This is a genomic window from Mesorhizobium comanense, assembly GCF_005503535.1.
Taxonomy (GTDB): Bacteria; Pseudomonadota; Alphaproteobacteria; order Rhizobiales; family Rhizobiaceae; genus Mesorhizobium; species Mesorhizobium comanense.
Window position 1 is genome coordinate 86,878 of the sequence record NZ_SCNN01000005.1, and the last position, 16,272, is coordinate 103,149.

Consider the following 16,272-nt stretch of genomic DNA (forward strand, 5'->3'; position numbering starts at 1 on the left):
TTGTGGCCTTGCTTCAGTAAACCACCACGCTGCGGATCGACTTGCCCTCGTGCATGAGGTCGAACCCCTTGTTGATGTCTTCGAGCTTCAGAGTGTGCGTGATCATCGGGTCGATCTGGATCTTGCCGTCCATGTACCAGTCGACGATGCGCGGCACGTCGGTGCGGCCGCGTGCGCCGCCGAAGGCGGTGCCCATCCAGCTCCGCCCGGTGACCAGCTGGAACGGCCGGGTCGAAATCTCCTGGCCGGCGCCGGCAACGCCGATGACGACCGACTTGCCCCAGCCGCGATGCGAGGCCTCCAGCGCCTGGCGCATGACCTTGGTGTTGCCGGTGCAGTCGAACGTGTAATCGGCGCCGCCGATCTGGTCTGCGCCGCGCTTGGTCATGTTGACGAGGTGAGGGACGATATCGCCCTCGATTTCCTTCGGGTTGACGAAATGCGTCATGCCGAATCGCTCGCCCCATGCCTTCTTGTCGTTGTTGAGGTCGACGCCGATGATCATGTCGGCGCCGGCAAGCTTCAGGCCCTGGATGACGTTGAGGCCGATGCCGCCGAGGCCGAAGACGACCGCGGTGGCGCCTTGCTCGACCTTGGCTGTGTTGATGACCGCGCCGATGCCGGTGGTGACGCCGCAACCGATGTAGCAGATCTTGTCGAAAGGAGCGTCGGGATTGACCTTCGCCACCGCGATCTCGGGCAAGACGGTGAAGTTGGAGAAGGTCGAGCAGCCCATATAATGGAAGATCTTGTCCTTGCCGATCGAGAAGCGCGAGGAGCCGTCGGGCATCAGGCCCTGGCCCTGCGTGGCGCGGATGGCGGTGCAGAGGTTGGTTTTCCTGGACAGGCAGGACGGGCACTGCCGGCATTCCGGCGTATAGAGCGGAATGACATGGTCGCCTTTCTTGACCGAGGTGACCCCCTTGCCGACATCGACGACGACGCCCGCGCCTTCATGTCCCAGAATCGCCGGGAACAGGCCTTCGGGGTCGGCGCCTGACAGCGTGAACTCGTCGGTATGGCAGATCCCGGTCGCCTTGATCTCGACCAGCACCTCGCCGTCGCGCGGGCCGTCGAGGTCGACCTCCATGATCTCCAGCGGTTTTCCGGCGGCGACGGCGACTGCGGCGCGGGTTTTCATCAGGCGTCCTCCAATGCGAATTTTTTTGCCAAGGTTTCAGGTTTTATCGACACGATCAACTGGAAGCTGGTGGCACGATTGTGCCACGGCGGCGAATTGGAATCGCAAATCGATTGAAAGGCTGTGATTTGCACGGTCGGCTTGACCCTGCAAGCACAGGTCATAAAAGGAACAGCCGACCGGAGGGATGACGCCAGCATGTTCACGAAAATCCTGATCGCCAACCGTGGCGAGATCGCTTGCCGCGTCATCAAGACCGCACGCAAGATGGGCATTGCCACGGTCGCCGTCTATTCCGATGCTGACCGCGATGCCGTGCATGTCGAGATGGCCGACGAGGCGGTGCATATCGGGCCGGCGCCCGCCGCACAGAGCTATCTGGTCCCTGAAAAGATCATCGCCGCCTGCAAGGCGACCGGCGCCCAGGCCGTGCACCCGGGGTATGGCTTCCTGTCCGAACGGGCAGCCTTCTGCGAGGCGCTGGAGAAGGAGGGAATCGTTTTCATCGGCCCGAAGCCGAAGGCGATCAAGGCGATGGGCGACAAGATCGAATCGAAGAAGTTCGCCAACGCCGCCAAGGTTTCGACGGTTCCCGGTTGGCTTGGCGTCATCGAGAATGCCGATCATGCCGAGAAGATCGCCGGCGAGATCGGATACCCCGTGATGATCAAGGCATCGGCCGGCGGCGGCGGCAAGGGCATGCGCATCGCCTGGAATCAGTCGGAAGTGCGCGACGGCTTCGACCGCGCCCGCTCCGAGGCGAAGAGCTCGTTCGGCGACGACCGCGTGTTCATCGAGAAATTCGTCGTCGATCCGCGCCATATCGAGATTCAGGTGTTGGCCGACGCGTATGGCAACGCGCTTTATCTCGGCGAGCGCGAATGCTCGATCCAGCGCCGCAACCAGAAGGTCGCAGAGGAGGCGCCATCGCCATTCCTCGATGCCAAGACGCGCAAGGCCATGGGCGAACAGTCCGTGGCCTTGGCAAGGGCAGTCGACTATCAGAGCGCCGGCACGGTCGAGTTCATCGTCGACAAGGACAAGAACTTCTACTTCCTTGAAATGAATACACGATTGCAGGTTGAGCATCCGGTCACGGAGCTTGTCACCGGCATCGATCTGGTCGAGCAGATGATCCGCGTTGCGGCCGGCGAGAAGCTCGCCATCGAGCAGAGCGATGTGAAGCTGAACGGCTGGGCGGTGGAAAGCCGGCTCTATGCGGAGGATCCCTACCGCAATTTCCTCCCGTCGATCGGCCGGCTGACCCGTTATAGGCCGCCGGAGGAAGGGATCTTCGGCGACGTCGTCATTCGCAACGACACCGGCGTCACCGAAGGCTCCGAGATTTCTATGTTCTACGATCCGATGATCGCCAAGCTGTGCACCTGGGCGCCGACCCGGATCGAGGCCATCGATGCGATGTCGGAGGCGCTCGACAGTTTTGTCGTCGACGGCATCGAACACAACATCCCGTTTCTCGCCGCCCTGATGCAGCATCCACGCTGGCGGGAGGGGCGGCTGTCGACCGGTTTCATCGCCGAGGAATATCCGGAAGGCTTTGCGCCCGTCGTGCCCGATCCCGAGGAAAAGGCCGTGCTGGCCTCGATCGCGACCGCGGTGGAATTGCTGCGCCGCGACCGTCTTGACCGGCTCGGCGGGCGGCTGGCGCCGCATTCGGGCGCGCTCAAACGCGACTGGGTGGTGAAGATCGGGGAAGATTACCTCGGCGCATCCATCCTCGAAGGCATGATTTCGATCCCGATGGAAATCGACCTGTCGATCGACGGCGGCAAGCCGCTGACCGTCGCTTCCGACTGGCGGCCGGGCGATCTCATCTGGCGCGGCACGGTCGGCAGGCACGCAGTGGTGGCCCAGATTCGGCCTGTCGCCAATGGTCTGCGCATCGCCTGGAAAGGCATGTCAGTGACCGCGCGCGCCATGCTGCCGCGCACGGCCGAACTCGAAAAGCTGATGCCGGAGAAAGTGGCGCCCGACACGTCCAAACTGCTGCTTTGCCCCATGCCAGGCCTCGTCGTGTCGATCGCCGTCGCCGAGGGGCAGGAGGTCAAGGCCGGCGAGACCCTGGCCGTGGTCGAGGCGATGAAGATGGAGAACGTGCTGCGCGCCGAGCGGGATCTTGTCGTCTCGAAGCTCAACGCCAAGCCGGGCGACAGCCTGGCCGTGGATGCGGTGATCATGGAATTCGCCTGATATACCCGGAAACTCCACGCAGGCTGCCATCCGGAGGCTTTTTCAGCAAGACGGTGGAACGCTGTGGTCAGTAGTCGTTTGTGCTGGACTGGTATCGCCCGGTCCCGGACAATACATCTCCATCGACTCAAAGTTTGCGGGCGGCGCGAGAAACCATGGCGGATGAGAGACTTCCACGCGACCCCTTGAAGCGCGAAGCCGCGATCGCCGCGATGCCGCCGAAGGCAGCGGTGCGGCCTTTCGTGCATCTGCGCGTGCATTCGGCTTATTCCTTGCTCGAAGGCGCGCTGCAGCTTGGCAAGATCGTCGGCCACGCGGTGAAGGACGAGGCGCCGGCCATTGCCGTCACCGACACCAACAATCTGTTTGGCGCGCTCGAATTCGCACAGAAGGCGGTGAAGGACGGCATCCAGCCGATCATCGGCTGCCAGATCGCGCTCGCCTTTTCCGGCGAGAGCAGCGACGGCCAGCGCGACCGCCGCCGGCAAGGGCCGGAGATGCGGCCGGTCGTCCTGATCGCGGCGACCGAAGCCGGCTATTCCAATCTGGTCAGGCTGGTCAGCCGGGTCTATCTGGAAACCCCGCCGGGCGAAGCCGTGCATCTGTCCACCGACATGCTGGCCGGACAGGCCGATGGGCTGATCTGCCTCACCGGCGGGCCGCGCGGGCCGATCGGCAACGCGCTGAAGGAGGATCGCCGCGATCTGGTCGAGGCCCGGCTTTCGACACTCAAGGCCCTGTTCGGCGACCGGCTCTATGTCGAACTGGAACGCGTCGCGGGTTACGACCGGATCATCGAGCATCAGACGATCGAGCTCGCCTATGCGCACGAACTTCCCCTGGTTGCGACCAATGAGGCGTTCTTCTCATCGCGCGACGACTATGAGGCTCACGATGCGCTGATCGCCATTGCCGAGGGTTCGGTCGTGGCGGTCGATACACGACGCCGGCTGTCGCCGGACAATTTCCTGCGCAGCCAGGCCGACATGTCGCAGCTTTTCGCCGACCTGCCGGAAGCGATCGACAACACGGTCGAGATCGCGCTGCGCTGTTCCTACTATCCGAAAAACCGCAGCCCGATCCTGCCGCGCTTCACCGGCGGCGATGCAGCCGACAAGGATGCTGCAGAGAAGGCCGAAGCCGCCGAGCTCGCGCGCCAGGCGCGCGAAGGGCTCGACGCGCGGCTTGCCTTGCACGGGCCGACGCCTGGCTACACGATAGAGCAATATCGCGAGCGGCTCGAATTCGAGCTCGGCATCATCGAGAGGATGAAGTTTCCCGGCTACTTCCTGATCGTCGCCGACTTCATTAAATGGGCCAAGGCGCAGGGCATCCCGGTCGGGCCGGGCCGCGGCTCGGGCGCCGGATCGCTGGTCGCCTATTCCACGACCATCACCGACATCGATCCGCTGCGTTTTTCCCTGCTGTTCGAGCGCTTCCTCAATCCGGACCGCGTGTCGATGCCCGACTTCGATATCGATTTCTGCCAGGACCGGCGCGAAGAGGTGATCCGCTACGTCCAGCAGAAATACGGCCGCGACCAGGTCGGCCAGATCATCACCTTCGGTACGCTGCAGGCGCGCGCGGTGCTGCGTGACGTCGGCCGCGTGCTGCAGATGCCTTATGGCCAGGTCGACAAATTGTCCAAGATGGTGCCGCAGAACCCGGCCAATCCGGTGAAGCTGGCGGACGCCATCGCCAACGAGCCGCGCTTTGCCGAGGAGGCCGAGAAGGAGCCGATCGTCCAGACACTGCTCGACATGGCGCAGAAGCTGGAGGGGCTCTACCGCCACGCCTCCACGCACGCCGCGGGCATCGTCATCGGTGACCGGCCGCTGTCGCAACTGGTGCCGATGTATCGCGATCCGCGTTCGGACATGCCGGTCACCCAGTTCAACATGAAGTATGTCGAGCAGGCCGGGCTGGTGAAGTTCGACTTCCTCGGCCTGAAGACGCTGACGGTGCTGGAGACGGCGGTCAAGCTGATCCGCCGGCGCGGCGTGGACATCGACCTCGCGACGATCCCGCTCGACGATGCCGAGACGTATTCCATGCTGTCGCGCGGCGAGGTCGTCGGCGTGTTCCAGGTGGAAAGCGCCGGCATGCGCAAGGCGCTGATCGGCATGCGGCCGGACTGCATCGAGGACATCATCGCGCTGGTCGCGCTCTATCGTCCCGGCCCGATGGAGAACATCCCGACCTACAACGCCAGAAAGCATGGCGAGGAGGAGATGGCCTCGATCCACCCCAAGATCGACCATCTGGTGAAGGAGACCCAGGGGGTCATCGTTTACCAGGAACAGGTCATGCAGATCGCGCAGGAGCTGTCCGGCTATTCGCTCGGCGAAGCCGACCTTCTGCGCCGCGCCATGGGCAAGAAGATTCGCGCCGAAATGGACAAGCAGCGGGAGCGCTTCGTTACCGGCGCGGTCGAGCGCGGTGTCAGCAAGCCTCAGGCCGACTTCATTTTCGACCTGCTGGCCAAGTTCGCCGACTATGGTTTCAACAAGTCGCATGCCGCGGCCTATGCCGTCGTGTCGTATCAGACCGCCTATCTCAAGGCGCATTATCCGGTCGAGTTCCTGGCGGCCTCGATGACGCTGGACATGGGCAACACCGACAAGCTCGCCGACTTCCGCCAGGATGCCTTGCGCCTTGGCATCGAGGTTCTGGCACCGTCGGTGATGACAAGCTTTCGCCCCTTCGAGGTCGGCGAGAACCGCATCTATTATTCGATGGCCGCGCTCAAGGGCGTGGGCGACGCCGCGGTCGAGCACATCGTGGCGGTGCGTGGCGAAAAGCCGTTCAAGAGCCTTGCCGATTTTTGCGAGCGGGTCGATCCCAAGATTGTCGGCAAACGCGTCTTCGAAAGCCTGATCATGGCCGGCGCGCTCGACTGTTTCGGCCACGACCGCGCCCAGATGATGGCCGGCGTCGAACGGATGATGGGGCTGGCCTCGCTTGCGCAGCAGAATGCCGTCTCCGGCCAGGCCGACATTTTCGGCGCTTCGCTCGGCGCGCAGTCGCAGGCACTTAATCTGCCGCCGACGGATCCGTGGCTTGCCGCCGACCGGCTGCACCGGGAATTCCAGGTCGTCGGCTTCTATCTCTCGGCCCATCCGCTCGATGAATACAAGGCGGCGCTGCAGAAGATGCGGGTGCAGAACTGGGCGGAGTTCTCCGCCGCAGTCAAGCGCGGCGCAGCCGCCGGCCGCCTGGCCGGCACCGTCACCAGCAAGCAGGAGCGCAAGACACGCACCGGAAACAAGATGGGCGTGGTGGCCTTTTCGGACACCTCCGGCCAATATGAGGCGGTGCTGTTTTCGGAAGCCTTGGCTCAGTATCGCGATCTTCTGGAGGCCGGCCGCTCCGTCGTCATCACGGTGGCGGCCGAAGACCGTCCAGAGGGCGTCAATCTGCGCATCAACTCCGTGCAATCCCTGGAGGACGAGGCCAGCCGCATCCAGAAGGCGCTGCGCATTTTCGTCAGAAACGACGGGCCGGCCTCGATGATCCAATCGCAGCTCACCCAACGCGGCGAAAGCCAGGTCAGCATTATCGTGATCAAGGAAGAAGCCCAGGGCGAGATCGAGATCGCCTTGCAGGGCGGCTTCCGCGTGTCGCCGCAGATCGCGTCTGCGATGCGCGCCGTGCCCGGTGTCGTCGAAGTGGAATTGGTGTGACTGCTGCTCCCGGCAGGTTGCGGTCCGGCCGTCGGCATTCGCCGCTCGCCCTTCCGCGGTCCGCATGAAGACCGCCGGCAAGGGGCTATCTCAGGATCGTTCGGCCGTGGCGCGGCTGCGCCATGGTCTGCGCAAGCTCTATCACGGTCGCTCGCCGGCCGCCTTCCGTTTCCAGCTGATGGCGGTCATCATCGACCTCGCCATCATCGCGTTCTTCATAGCAACGCCCATCATCCAGCAATCGGCTTCGTTCCTGTGGCTGGACTATGCCGTGGCGGCGCTGGTCGCTGCTGATCTGTTCGCCAGGTTGCTCGCCTCCAGGGACATGCTGCGGCTTATGAAGCAGCCAACCTCCTGGGTGGATGTCTTCATCCTTCTGACGCTGCTGATGCCGACGGCGCTCGCCAATCTCGGTTTTCTGCGCATCCTTCGGCTATGGTCGCTGTCGCGCAGCGGTTCGATCTGGCGGCATCTCCAGATGCGCGGCCTGAGGCCGTGGCGCGAGACAAGTCACGCGGTGATCAACCTTCTGACGTTTCTGTTCGTCGTCACCGGCTTCGTCTACACGTTTTTCTTCCGCAACGGAGCGGGGCTGGAAAACTATGTCGACGCGCTTTATTTCACCGTCGCCACGGTGACGACAACCGGCTTCGGCGACATCGTGCTGCCCGGTATCGCCGGCAAGCTGACGGCCATCGTCACCATGATCATCGGCATATCGCTGTTCGTCAGGCTGGCGCAGGCGATATTCCGGCCGGCCAAGGTCTACTTTCCCTGTCCGCAATGTGGCCTGCGAAGGCATGAACCCGACGCCGTCCACTGCAAGGCCTGCGGACATATCCTCAATATCCCCGACGACGGAAATTGAGCGACTTACGATGCCGCCACTTCGGCAGGCTTTATCGGTTTGCGTTGCAGATTGAGCAGGTTGCCCATCAGGATCAGCAATGCGCCGCCGGCGGTGAAAGCATCGATCTGCTCGCTGTAAAGCAGCCAGCCGACCAGCGCCGACAGCGGTACGCGCAGGAAGTCCATCGGGGAGATCACGGTGGCGTCGGCATAGCCGAGCGCGCGTGCCATGCAGAAATGTGACGACATGCCGGTAAAGGCGATCAGCAGGATCCAGGGCCACAATCCGAGCGACGGGTTGCGCCACTCATAGAGCGCCGGCGCCAGGCCGACCACCGACTGGATGATCAGCATCCAGAAGATGATGCGCACGACACTGTCGGTGCGCGTCAACGACTTCACCATGACCAGCGAGATGCCGAAACAGACCGCCGCGCCCAGCACCACCAGATGTCCGGCATCGACCGCGCCGACGCCGGGGCGCACGATGATCACCACGCCGATCAGGCCCAGCACCACCGCGGCAAGCTTGGCGCGGCTCAGCCTTTCGCCCAGGAAGGTCACCGCCAGGATAGCAGTCCAGATCGGCGTGGTGAATTCGATCGAGATCAGCACTGCCAGCGGGATCAGCGTCAGCGCATAGAGCCATGCAGCCTGGCCGCTGTAATGGACGACATTGCGCGCGATGTGGGCAAGCGGACGCTGCGTGCGCATCGCCGCGAAGCCGCCGCTCGCCATCACCAGCGGCAGCAGGATGAGAAAGCCGATCACCGAGCGCAGTTCGAGCACCTGGAAGACGTTGAGCTCAGCCGTGGTCGCGCGGCCGGCGACCGACATCCCCAGGAACGAGGCGATCGAGAGCGCCATCCAGAATGCGGCCTTTGGGATCGAAGGGGTGGGTGCCATCCGAGCTATGTCGCAGGCGATCGCCCGCCGAGCAATCGCTAGCGGGCCCATTCTTCTGGGCCAGTTGAAACGGGATCGGCCACCGATGGTCGCGTCGCTGGGCGGAACTTGACACGGCAAGGGGCGTTGAGACGTGGTATGCAACCGGCCTGACGATTGCCGTTTCAATCCGACGAGGAGAGCTTCGATGATATCACCAGCGCGGTTTGTGCTTGCCGGTTGCCTGCTGTTCGCGGCCAGCGCGGCGCATGCGGATGAGAGCAAATTCCTCCAGTCGTTCAACGGGAATTTCGCCGGCAAGGGAACTGTCCAGGTGACGACGCAGGCGCCTACCGTAAGTGTTTCCTGCACGTTCAAGTCGAGTGCGACGTCGTCCTCGCTGTCGCTCGACGGCAACTGCAGGGGGCTCGTCCTGGTGACGCGTTCCATCAGCGCCCAGCTCAAGACCAGCGGCAACAAATACAGTGGCGTCTATATCGGCTCGCGCACCGGTCCGGCTCAGCTCAACGGCAGCCGTTCCGGCAACGCGATCAATCTGGCTATCCGTTGGGCCAAGCTGGTCAATGGCGACCGCAGCGCCCAGCTCACGGTGAAGAAAAAGGGGGCCAACGGCATCGTGCTGACGGTCACCGATCGCGATCCAAAAACCGGCAAGAACGTCGTGACGAGCCGCATCGACCTGAGGCGCACCTGATAAGCCTAGTCCTCCAGCGGTTCCGGGGGATGGGCGTCGCGGCCCCGGCCGAACGTATAGCCGGTTTCCACTGCCTTGCGGCCGAACTTGTCGCGCAGCGCGTCGATGGCGCCTTCGGCCATGGCGCGCTTGCGCGACTGCACGTCGACGAGATCGGGCGGATCGGCCTTGTCGTCGTCGGAGAGGTCGCTGACGCCGATGCCGAGCAGACGGTATTTGGTTCCGTCCACTTCCTTGCGCAGAAGCTCCACACCGGTCGAGAAGATGCGGTCCGCCAGCCGGGTCGGGTCGCCAAGTTGCCGGTTACGCGTGCGCAGCTTGAAATCCTGGGTTTTCAGCTTCAGCACCACCGTGCGCCCGGCAATGCCTGACTTTTTCAACCGCGCCGAAACCTTCTCCGACAGGCCCCGCAATACCGAGACGAGTTCATCCAGCGACGCGATGTCGGTGTCGAAGGTGGTCTCGGCCGATACGCTCTTGGCGTCCTGATCGGGATCGACCCGGCGCACGTCCTCGCCGCGTGAAAGCCGGTAGAGCCGGTCGCCCATCACACCATAGCGGCGCATCAGGTCACCGCGCTCCATCTTCTGGAGCTGCCCGATGCTGCGGATGCCGTCGCGCTCCAACGCTGCGCTGAATGCCTTGCCGACGCCCCAGATCATGGTCACCGGCTGCGGCGCCAGAAAGTCGATCGCCTCGGCCTCGCCGATGACCGAAAAGCCGCGCGGCTTGCGAAAGTCCGATGCGATCTTGGCGAGGAACTTGCAGTAGGAGAGGCCGGCCGAAACGGTGATGCCGATCTCTTTCTCGACGGCCAGCGCGAAGCGCGCCAGCACCACCGCCGGCGGCAGTCCGTGCAACCGTTCGGTGCCCGCCAGGTCGAGAAACGCCTCGTCGATCGACAGCGGCTCGACCAGCGGTGTCAGCGCCTGCATCATGGCGCGCACCTCGCGGCCGACGCGCACATATTTTTCCATGTTGGGCGGTATCACGACCGCCTCGGGACAGGCTTCGAGCGCCTTGAACATCGGCATCGCCGAGCGCACGCCGCGAATGCGCGCGATGTAGCACGCGGTGGAGACGACGCCGCGCTTGCCCCCGCCGACGATCAGCGGCTTGTCCTTGAGCGCCGGGTTATCCCGCTTTTCGATGGCCGCGTAGAAGGCGTCGCAGTCGATGTGCGCCAGATGCAGCCGGTAAAGCTCGGGATGACGTGCAAGGCGAGGGCTGCCGCAGCGGTCGCAGCGGCGCGCCTCACCGCGCTGAAACGTCAGGCAGTCACGGCAAAAACCATGCTCGGGATTGTTGACAGGGGTCGCCATCGCTGCGAACATAAAGAGAACAAACGCAATGGTACGACAGCGCAGGGCCTGCGACAAGCTTGGCCTGGGGAGAATGCATGAGCACGAGCGTAGTACCGCTTACGCCTGATCTATGGCCGCAATTCGAAGACCTTTTCGGCAAGCAGGGTGCCTGCTACGGCTGCTGGTGTACGCATTTCCGGCTGGCGCCGGCGGCGCGGCGCGAGAGCAGCCGCGAACGCAACAAGGATCACATCAGGACCCGCATCGAAGCCGGTCCGCCGCCCGGCCTGCTGGCCATCGAGGATGAAAAGGCCGTGGGCTGGATGCAGATCGGGCCACGCGCCGACGTTCCCGAATGGAACAACAAGGGCAGGGGCTCGGCGCCGATCGATGCCGCCGATGCCGCCGATCCCGGTGTCTGGGCGATCTCCTGCTTTTTCGTGCGCACCAGGGCACGCGGCAGAGGCATCACGCATAGGCTCGTCGAGGGCGGCATCGATTTTGCCCGTGGCAATGGCGCGCGGCTTGTCGAGGCCTGTCCGATCGATGTGTCCCGTGATTCCCGGTCGATCGGCCTGTTTGTCGGTTCCTCACAGGTTTTCGAGAAGGCCGGGTTCGAGCGGATCGTCGAGCGCAAGGCGGGCCGCCCCCTGATGCGGCTGGTTCTGACGCCGGCCGGCTGAGCGTCATCGTCTTGCAGTCGTGATGGTATTTCACTACCAGAATCAGAAACGACCTTTGCCTTTTCGATCAAACGGAGAGTTCCCGTGAACCGTATGCTGCCAATAGCCTTCACCGCGTTGCTGTTCAGCGCCCCCGCTTTCGGCCAGTCCGTCGACAGCCAGGGCGCAAAGCAACTGTCCGACGACCTGTCGCGCTATGTCGGAAAGCAGGCGCTCGACAAGGGCATCCTGAAAGTGTCGGCCGAAGGCGATGCCTACAAGATCGTGTTCGATTTCAAGGCGCTGGCCGCAACCTTCCCCGACCAGAAGCTGGTGAAGTTCGACTTCGCGCCCTACGCGCTGCTGGTCAAGCCGCGCAGCGACGGGTCCTGGGATGTCTCGATGGATTTTTCGCAGAGCGCCTCGTTTGAATTCAACGGCCCCGAGGGGAAGCAGACCACGCAGTTCTCGATCAAGGACGGCAAGGGCAGCGGTGTTTATGACCCCGCGCTGGCCGCCTTCACCAGCGGCACGAGTTCGATGTCCGGGATGACGATGTCGTCCCAGGAAGCCAAGCAGCAGATGGACATGAGCGCCGGCGCCGGCACCGCGACCCTGTCCGCGACCAAGGCAGCCAATGGCGGCGTCGATTTCACCATGTCGCAAAAGGTCGCCAATTTCGTCGAAGCGATAAAGCTCAACGATCCAGAAAATGGATTGAATTTTCCCGTCACCGTGAAGTCGCCGGAATTGTCGGTGGAGGCCAGCGGCAAGGGCATGCAGACCAAGCCGCTGCTCGACCTCCTGGCGTTCGCCGTGGCGAACGAGGATGAGAAGACGCTGAAGGCGAACCAGAAGCAGCTCAAGTCGCTCCTGCTCGCCGCGCTTCCCGTGTGGGAGCGCATAGATGGCGTCTATGGCTTCAAGGACTTTTCGGTCGAGACCCCGCTCGGAGCTTTCGGCGCAACACAACTCAGCACCGCTTTCGGCTCCGATGGCGTCTCGCAGAGCGGAAAGGTCAACTATGGCATCAAGGCGTCGGGCCTGACCGTGCCGCATCAGCTTCTTCCGAGCTGGAGCGTGGCACTGTTGCCGACCGACATCGACCTGAATTTCGGCGGCGCCAACATCGACCTCGACAGCATGGCGAAAAAGGCGATCGAAGCCTTTGATCTCAATCAGGATCCGCCGCTCTCTCCAGAGTTCGGTGACCAGTTGAAGGCTGATTTCCTGGCCAAGACGCCGAAGCTCGTCATCGGTCACAGCACGGTAAAGAACAAGGACATGGAGATCACGCTGGAAGGCGAGATGACCAGCTTTGGCCAGAAGCCCGACGCAAATCTGACCGTCGATGTCGCCGGCTTCGACAAGATCGTGGCGGGCATGCAGGAGGCAGCGAAGTCCGAACCTGAACTGGCGCAGTACGTGCCCGTCGCTCTCGTCGTCAAAGGGTTTGCCAAGACGCTGCCTGACGGCCGGCTGGAATGGGCCGTCAACACCAAGGCCGACGGCTCGGTCACCGTCAATGGCGTCACGCTCAAGGCCGCCGATCCGGCAGGGGACGGCAGCATGGACGATGGTGACGGCGTGGAAAATGATAATGGCGGCGATAATGGCGGCAGCGCCAACGAAGGCACCAATAGTGGCGGCGCCAACGATGGCGACGGCGACAATGGCGGGGCAGGGGCGAAGCTCAATCCCTGAAGGTTCAGCCCTGCAGCAATTCGGGGAAAAGTGTGAAGCACTTTTCCCCGAATTTCGTCACCTCAGCTGAAGCCCCAGCGCGCTGGCGATCTTCGGCGCGGCTTCATGCCAATCCTGGACGACGATGACATCGTCCTGGACCGGCGGCAGGAATGCCCGTAGCGAATTGTCGGCCATCAGGTGGAAAAGACTTGCCTCGGCCACGGAGTCCCGCACCGAGGCCAGGTTGTGCGGCTGGTCGTCGACGAAGACCACAGGCCTGCCATTCTTGCCACGCAGCTTGGCTACCGCCGGTCCTTTGGCCATTTCCGTGGTCAGCAGCGGATAGCTCAACCCCAGCACATCCAGATGCGCCCGCCGCACGGCACGATGCCTGTGCGGCATGGCCGTCAGCAATATGATTTCGGCGCGATCGCCGATGCCGGCGAGGGCCTGCGCGGCCCCTTCGGTGATGCTTTGCCACTCGGCCTGCGCGTCGAAGAAATCTCCCAGCAGCGCGGTCACTTCCGCCTGCTCGATCAGCCTGCCGCTCGCCGTTTCGGCAATGTTTCCCGTCAACCGGAAGGATGCCAGTGTCAGGCCGTAACCGCGCGCCTTGAGGAAATGCGGAAAGGGCCGGATGAATTCGAGGACGACATCGTCGACGTCCAGCACCAGCAGGGGGCGGTCGTCGGCCGCCAGTTCCTCGATCTGGCGCGCGGTTTCCGGATCGTCGCTCATATGGAACGCTCATGGTCGTCGTCGCCCAGCGGCAAGGCGCGCAACGCCCGGCCGACCGCGGCCGGTGGCGTGCCGGTCTCTTCGGCAAATCTGATCAGGGTCGGTTCGTGGGCGAGAATGAACTGCAGCACGCCGGCCAGGAATCCTGGTTCGCCAGCGGCTTTGCGGATTGAATGCGCTTCTATTCCGGTGATTGCCAGGAAGCGCGGCAACAGCTCCGGATCGGAGGCGACGAAACCGAGTGCCTTGACGGCAATGGTTTCCGCTTCTTCGCGCATTGACGCCGCGTTTGCCATCACTACCTTCGGTATGTGGAATGAGTCTCTCCCGCAGTAATGGCAAGCGTTGCCTGCGGCAAGCCTTTACAGCGCGGCGCGCCCTTTGGACGCGCAAGAGGCGAGGTGGAAATCGCACTGCTTTGCGGCCGTGGGTTTCCGTTTCGTCAATCATATTGCCGTATAGTGAAGCAGGGTTTGGTGCGTTCACGGACGGGCGCATGACGGCCGTTTTCGAACGGAAGGTCGGCCGGGACGGGATGTCGATGCCAAAGAAGGTTATGATCGTCGAGGACAATGAGCTCAATATGAAGCTCTTTCGGGACCTCATCGAAGCCAGCGGCTACGAGACGGTGCGCACCCGCAATGGTCTGGAAGCGCTCGATCTGGCGCGCCAGCACCGCCCGGACCTCATCTTGATGGATATCCAGCTTCCCGAAGTGTCGGGGCTGGAGGTGACCAAATGGCTCAAGGAAGACGACGATCTGCATGTCATTCCGGTCATAGCGGTGACCGCTTTCGCCATGAAGGGCGACGAGGAGCGTATCCGCCAGGGCGGCTGCGAGGCCTATATTTCGAAGCCGATCTCGGTGCCTCGTTTCATCGAGACCATCAAATCCTATCTGGGCGATGCCTGATGCGCCCCTTTGCCAAAGCCGGAGCCTTGTGAAATGACCGCGCGGATCCTCGTCGTCGACGACATCCCTGCCAATGTCAGGCTGCTGGAGGTCCGGCTGCTGGCCGAGTATTTCGAGGTGCTGACCGCCAGCAATGGCCCGGACGCGATCGAGACCTGCGAGAACGGCAAGGTCGACGTCGTCCTGCTCGACGTCATGATGCCCGACATGGACGGGTTCGAGGTTTGCCGGCGTCTGAAGAGCGATCCGGCGACGTCGCACATTCCGGTGGTGATGATCACAGCGCTGGACCAGGTTTCCGACCGCGTGCGCGGGCTGCAGGCCGGTGCCGACGATTTCTTGACCAAGCCGGTCAATGACCTGCAGCTGATGACGCGCGTCAAGAGCCTCGTGAGGCTGAAGTCCCTGACCGACGAGTTGCGGCTGCGGGCCTCGACCACGCGCAACATCGGTATCGAAGAGCTTCTGAGCCGCAATTTCGCGTCAGCCGAAACGACGCCGAAAGTGCTCCTGATCGATGAGCGCAAGTCTTCGGTCGAGCGCATCCAGAAGATGCTGCGCGACAGCGCCGATCTCGATGTAACCAGCGATCCGCATGCCGGCTTCTTCCAGGCGGCGGAGACGCCCTATGAGTGCGTGATGATCTCGACGGCTTTCGCCGATTTCGATCCGCTCCGGCTCTGCTCGCAATTGCGCTCGCTCGATCGCACGCGTTTCCTGCCGATCATTCTCCTGGCGGAGGAGGGCGAGGAGGAGCGTATCATCCGCGGCCTCGAACTCGGCATCAACGACTATCTGATGCGGCCGATCGACCAGCAGGAACTGACGGCGCGGCTGCGCACCCAGGTGCGCCGCAAGCGCTACAACGACCAATTGCGCGCCAGCGTCACCCAGACGATCGAAATGGCCGTCACCGACGGCCTGACAGGCTTGCACAACCGCCGCTACCTCGACAGCCATCTGCAGACGCTGTTCGATCGCGCCGTGGCGCGGCGCCGGCCGCTGTCGGTCATGATCACCGACCTCGACCGCTTCAAGTCGATCAACGACGTTCATGGCCATGACGGTGGCGACGAAGTGCTGCGCGAATTTGCCCGGCGGCTGCGCAAGAATGTGCGCGGCATCGATCTCGCCTGCCGGTTCGGCGGCGAGGAGTTCGTCGTTGTCATGCCGGACACGGATGGCCTTGTGGCTGAGAAGGTGGCCGAGCGTATTCGCGCCGAAATCGCCCAGCAGCCGTTTGCCGTCGGTTCCGATGGCAAGACCATCGAGGTGACCGTCAGCGTCGGCGTGTCTTCGGTGTTGAAGGGAGTGGACACGGTGGCGGCGTTGATGAAGCGCGCCGACCTCGCGCTCTACGAAGCCAAAAGCGGCGGCCGCAACCGCGTCGTCGCCAAGGCCGCCTGACCGACTCGGCCGGGTAACCAGTCAAGCAACAGGGTTAGCCATTTACCTTAATCCAAGCGATTCGCGAGGCTTGGTTAA

Annotated in this window: 13 protein-coding genes; 8 read left to right on the forward strand and 5 right to left on the reverse strand. The window is 63.1% G+C overall.

What is annotated here, in order from left to right:
- Positions 1 to 13: 13 nt before the first annotated feature.
- Positions 14 to 1,141, reverse strand: a complete 1,128-nt coding sequence (locus FFS37_RS11025; protein WP_137930979.1) for an S-(hydroxymethyl)glutathione dehydrogenase/class III alcohol dehydrogenase — start codon at positions 1,139 to 1,141, stop codon at positions 14 to 16.
- 198 nt (positions 1,142 to 1,339) lie between these two features.
- On the opposite strand from FFS37_RS11025, the gene FFS37_RS11030 reads away from it, so the two are divergent.
- The 3 genes from FFS37_RS11030 to FFS37_RS11040 all read left to right on the forward strand — a co-directional run bounded on the left by FFS37_RS11030 (position 1,340) and on the right by FFS37_RS11040 (position 7,903).
- Positions 1,340 to 3,352, forward strand: coding sequence for an acetyl-CoA carboxylase biotin carboxylase subunit (locus FFS37_RS11030; RefSeq protein ID WP_137930980.1), 2,013 nt, complete (start codon positions 1,340 to 1,342; stop codon positions 3,350 to 3,352).
- A gap of 212 nt (positions 3,353 to 3,564) precedes the next feature.
- Positions 3,565 to 7,035, forward strand: a complete 3,471-nt coding sequence (gene dnaE, locus FFS37_RS11035; protein WP_171026251.1) for a DNA polymerase III subunit alpha — start codon at positions 3,565 to 3,567, stop codon at positions 7,033 to 7,035.
- A gap of 64 nt (positions 7,036 to 7,099) precedes the next feature.
- Entirely contained in the window at positions 7,100 to 7,903 is an 804-nt protein-coding gene (locus FFS37_RS11040) for a potassium channel family protein (RefSeq protein WP_137930982.1), read from the forward strand.
- A gap of 5 nt (positions 7,904 to 7,908) precedes the next feature.
- Here FFS37_RS11040 and FFS37_RS11045 read toward each other — a convergent pair whose 3' ends face one another.
- Entirely contained in the window at positions 7,909 to 8,790 is an 882-nt protein-coding gene (locus FFS37_RS11045; protein ID WP_137930983.1) for a DMT family transporter, read from the reverse strand.
- Positions 8,791 to 8,977: 187 nt separating this feature from the next.
- Between FFS37_RS11045 and FFS37_RS11050 the strand changes: the two genes are divergently transcribed.
- Positions 8,978 to 9,484: a hypothetical protein gene (locus FFS37_RS11050; protein ID WP_137930984.1), complete on the forward strand. Its 507-nt coding sequence runs from the start codon at positions 8,978 to 8,980 to the stop codon at positions 9,482 to 9,484.
- A gap of 5 nt (positions 9,485 to 9,489) precedes the next feature.
- On the opposite strand, the gene FFS37_RS11055 is transcribed toward FFS37_RS11050, so the two are convergent.
- Positions 9,490 to 10,818 (reverse strand): DNA polymerase IV, encoded by a 1,329-nt coding sequence (locus FFS37_RS11055; RefSeq protein WP_137930985.1) that lies wholly within the window; start codon positions 10,816 to 10,818, stop codon positions 9,490 to 9,492.
- A 65-nt stretch (positions 10,819 to 10,883) separates the two neighbouring features.
- On the opposite strand from FFS37_RS11055, the gene FFS37_RS11060 reads away from it, so the two are divergent.
- A complete protein-coding gene (locus FFS37_RS11060; RefSeq protein WP_137930986.1) occupies positions 10,884 to 11,471 on the forward strand; it encodes a GNAT family N-acetyltransferase in 588 nt (195 codons plus the stop codon).
- Between the two features lie 93 nt (positions 11,472 to 11,564).
- Positions 11,565 to 13,154, forward strand: coding sequence for a hypothetical protein (locus FFS37_RS11065; protein ID WP_137931229.1), 1,590 nt, complete (start codon positions 11,565 to 11,567; stop codon positions 13,152 to 13,154).
- Positions 13,155 to 13,211: 57 nt separating this feature from the next.
- Here the strand turns inward: FFS37_RS11065 and FFS37_RS11070 are convergent, their stop codons facing one another.
- Together FFS37_RS11070 and FFS37_RS11075 are read right to left on the reverse strand one after the other, a co-directional pair.
- Entirely contained in the window at positions 13,212 to 13,874 is a 663-nt protein-coding gene (locus FFS37_RS11070; protein ID WP_137930987.1) for a hypothetical protein, read from the reverse strand.
- Positions 13,871 to 14,170: a DUF3572 domain-containing protein gene (locus tag FFS37_RS11075; RefSeq protein ID WP_137930988.1), complete on the reverse strand. Its 300-nt coding sequence runs from the start codon at positions 14,168 to 14,170 to the stop codon at positions 13,871 to 13,873. The genes FFS37_RS11070 and FFS37_RS11075 overlap by 4 nt, the downstream gene beginning before the upstream one ends.
- A gap of 245 nt (positions 14,171 to 14,415) precedes the next feature.
- Here FFS37_RS11075 and FFS37_RS11080 point away from each other — a divergent pair, with 245 nt between their 5' ends.
- Both FFS37_RS11080 and FFS37_RS11085 read left to right on the forward strand, forming a co-directional pair.
- Complete coding sequence (locus FFS37_RS11080; RefSeq protein ID WP_006334976.1) at positions 14,416 to 14,787, forward strand: response regulator; 372 nt, start codon at positions 14,416 to 14,418, stop codon at positions 14,785 to 14,787.
- A gap of 33 nt (positions 14,788 to 14,820) precedes the next feature.
- A complete protein-coding gene (locus tag FFS37_RS11085) occupies positions 14,821 to 16,194 on the forward strand; it encodes a PleD family two-component system response regulator (protein ID WP_137930989.1) in 1,374 nt (457 codons plus the stop codon).
- The last annotated feature ends 78 nt before the right edge of the window (positions 16,195 to 16,272 follow it).

Bases quoted from the DNA above. Each gene is read 5' to 3' on its own strand.
- FFS37_RS11025 (WP_137930979.1), bottom strand. From the start codon at position 1,141: ATGAAAACCCGCGCCGCAGTCGCCGTCGCCGCCGGAAAACCGCTGGAG.
- FFS37_RS11030 (WP_137930980.1), top strand. From the start codon at position 1,340: ATGTTCACGAAAATCCTGATCGCCAACCGTGGCGAGATCGCTTGCCGC.
- dnaE (WP_171026251.1), top strand. From the start codon at position 3,565: ATGCCGCCGAAGGCAGCGGTGCGGCCTTTCGTGCATCTGCGCGTGCAT.
- FFS37_RS11040 (WP_137930982.1), top strand. From the start codon at position 7,100: ATGAAGACCGCCGGCAAGGGGCTATCTCAGGATCGTTCGGCCGTGGCG.
- FFS37_RS11045 (WP_137930983.1), bottom strand. From the start codon at position 8,790: ATGGCACCCACCCCTTCGATCCCAAAGGCCGCATTCTGGATGGCGCTC.
- FFS37_RS11050 (WP_137930984.1), top strand. From the start codon at position 8,978: ATGATATCACCAGCGCGGTTTGTGCTTGCCGGTTGCCTGCTGTTCGCG.
- FFS37_RS11055 (WP_137930985.1), bottom strand. From the start codon at position 10,818: ATGTTCGCAGCGATGGCGACCCCTGTCAACAATCCCGAGCATGGTTTT.
- FFS37_RS11060 (WP_137930986.1), top strand. From the start codon at position 10,884: ATGAGCACGAGCGTAGTACCGCTTACGCCTGATCTATGGCCGCAATTC.
- FFS37_RS11065 (WP_137931229.1), top strand. From the start codon at position 11,565: ATGCTGCCAATAGCCTTCACCGCGTTGCTGTTCAGCGCCCCCGCTTTC.
- FFS37_RS11070 (WP_137930987.1), bottom strand. From the start codon at position 13,874: ATGAGCGACGATCCGGAAACCGCGCGCCAGATCGAGGAACTGGCGGCC.
- FFS37_RS11075 (WP_137930988.1), bottom strand. From the start codon at position 14,170: ATGGCAAACGCGGCGTCAATGCGCGAAGAAGCGGAAACCATTGCCGTC.
- FFS37_RS11080 (WP_006334976.1), top strand. From the start codon at position 14,416: ATGCCAAAGAAGGTTATGATCGTCGAGGACAATGAGCTCAATATGAAG.
- FFS37_RS11085 (WP_137930989.1), top strand. From the start codon at position 14,821: ATGACCGCGCGGATCCTCGTCGTCGACGACATCCCTGCCAATGTCAGG.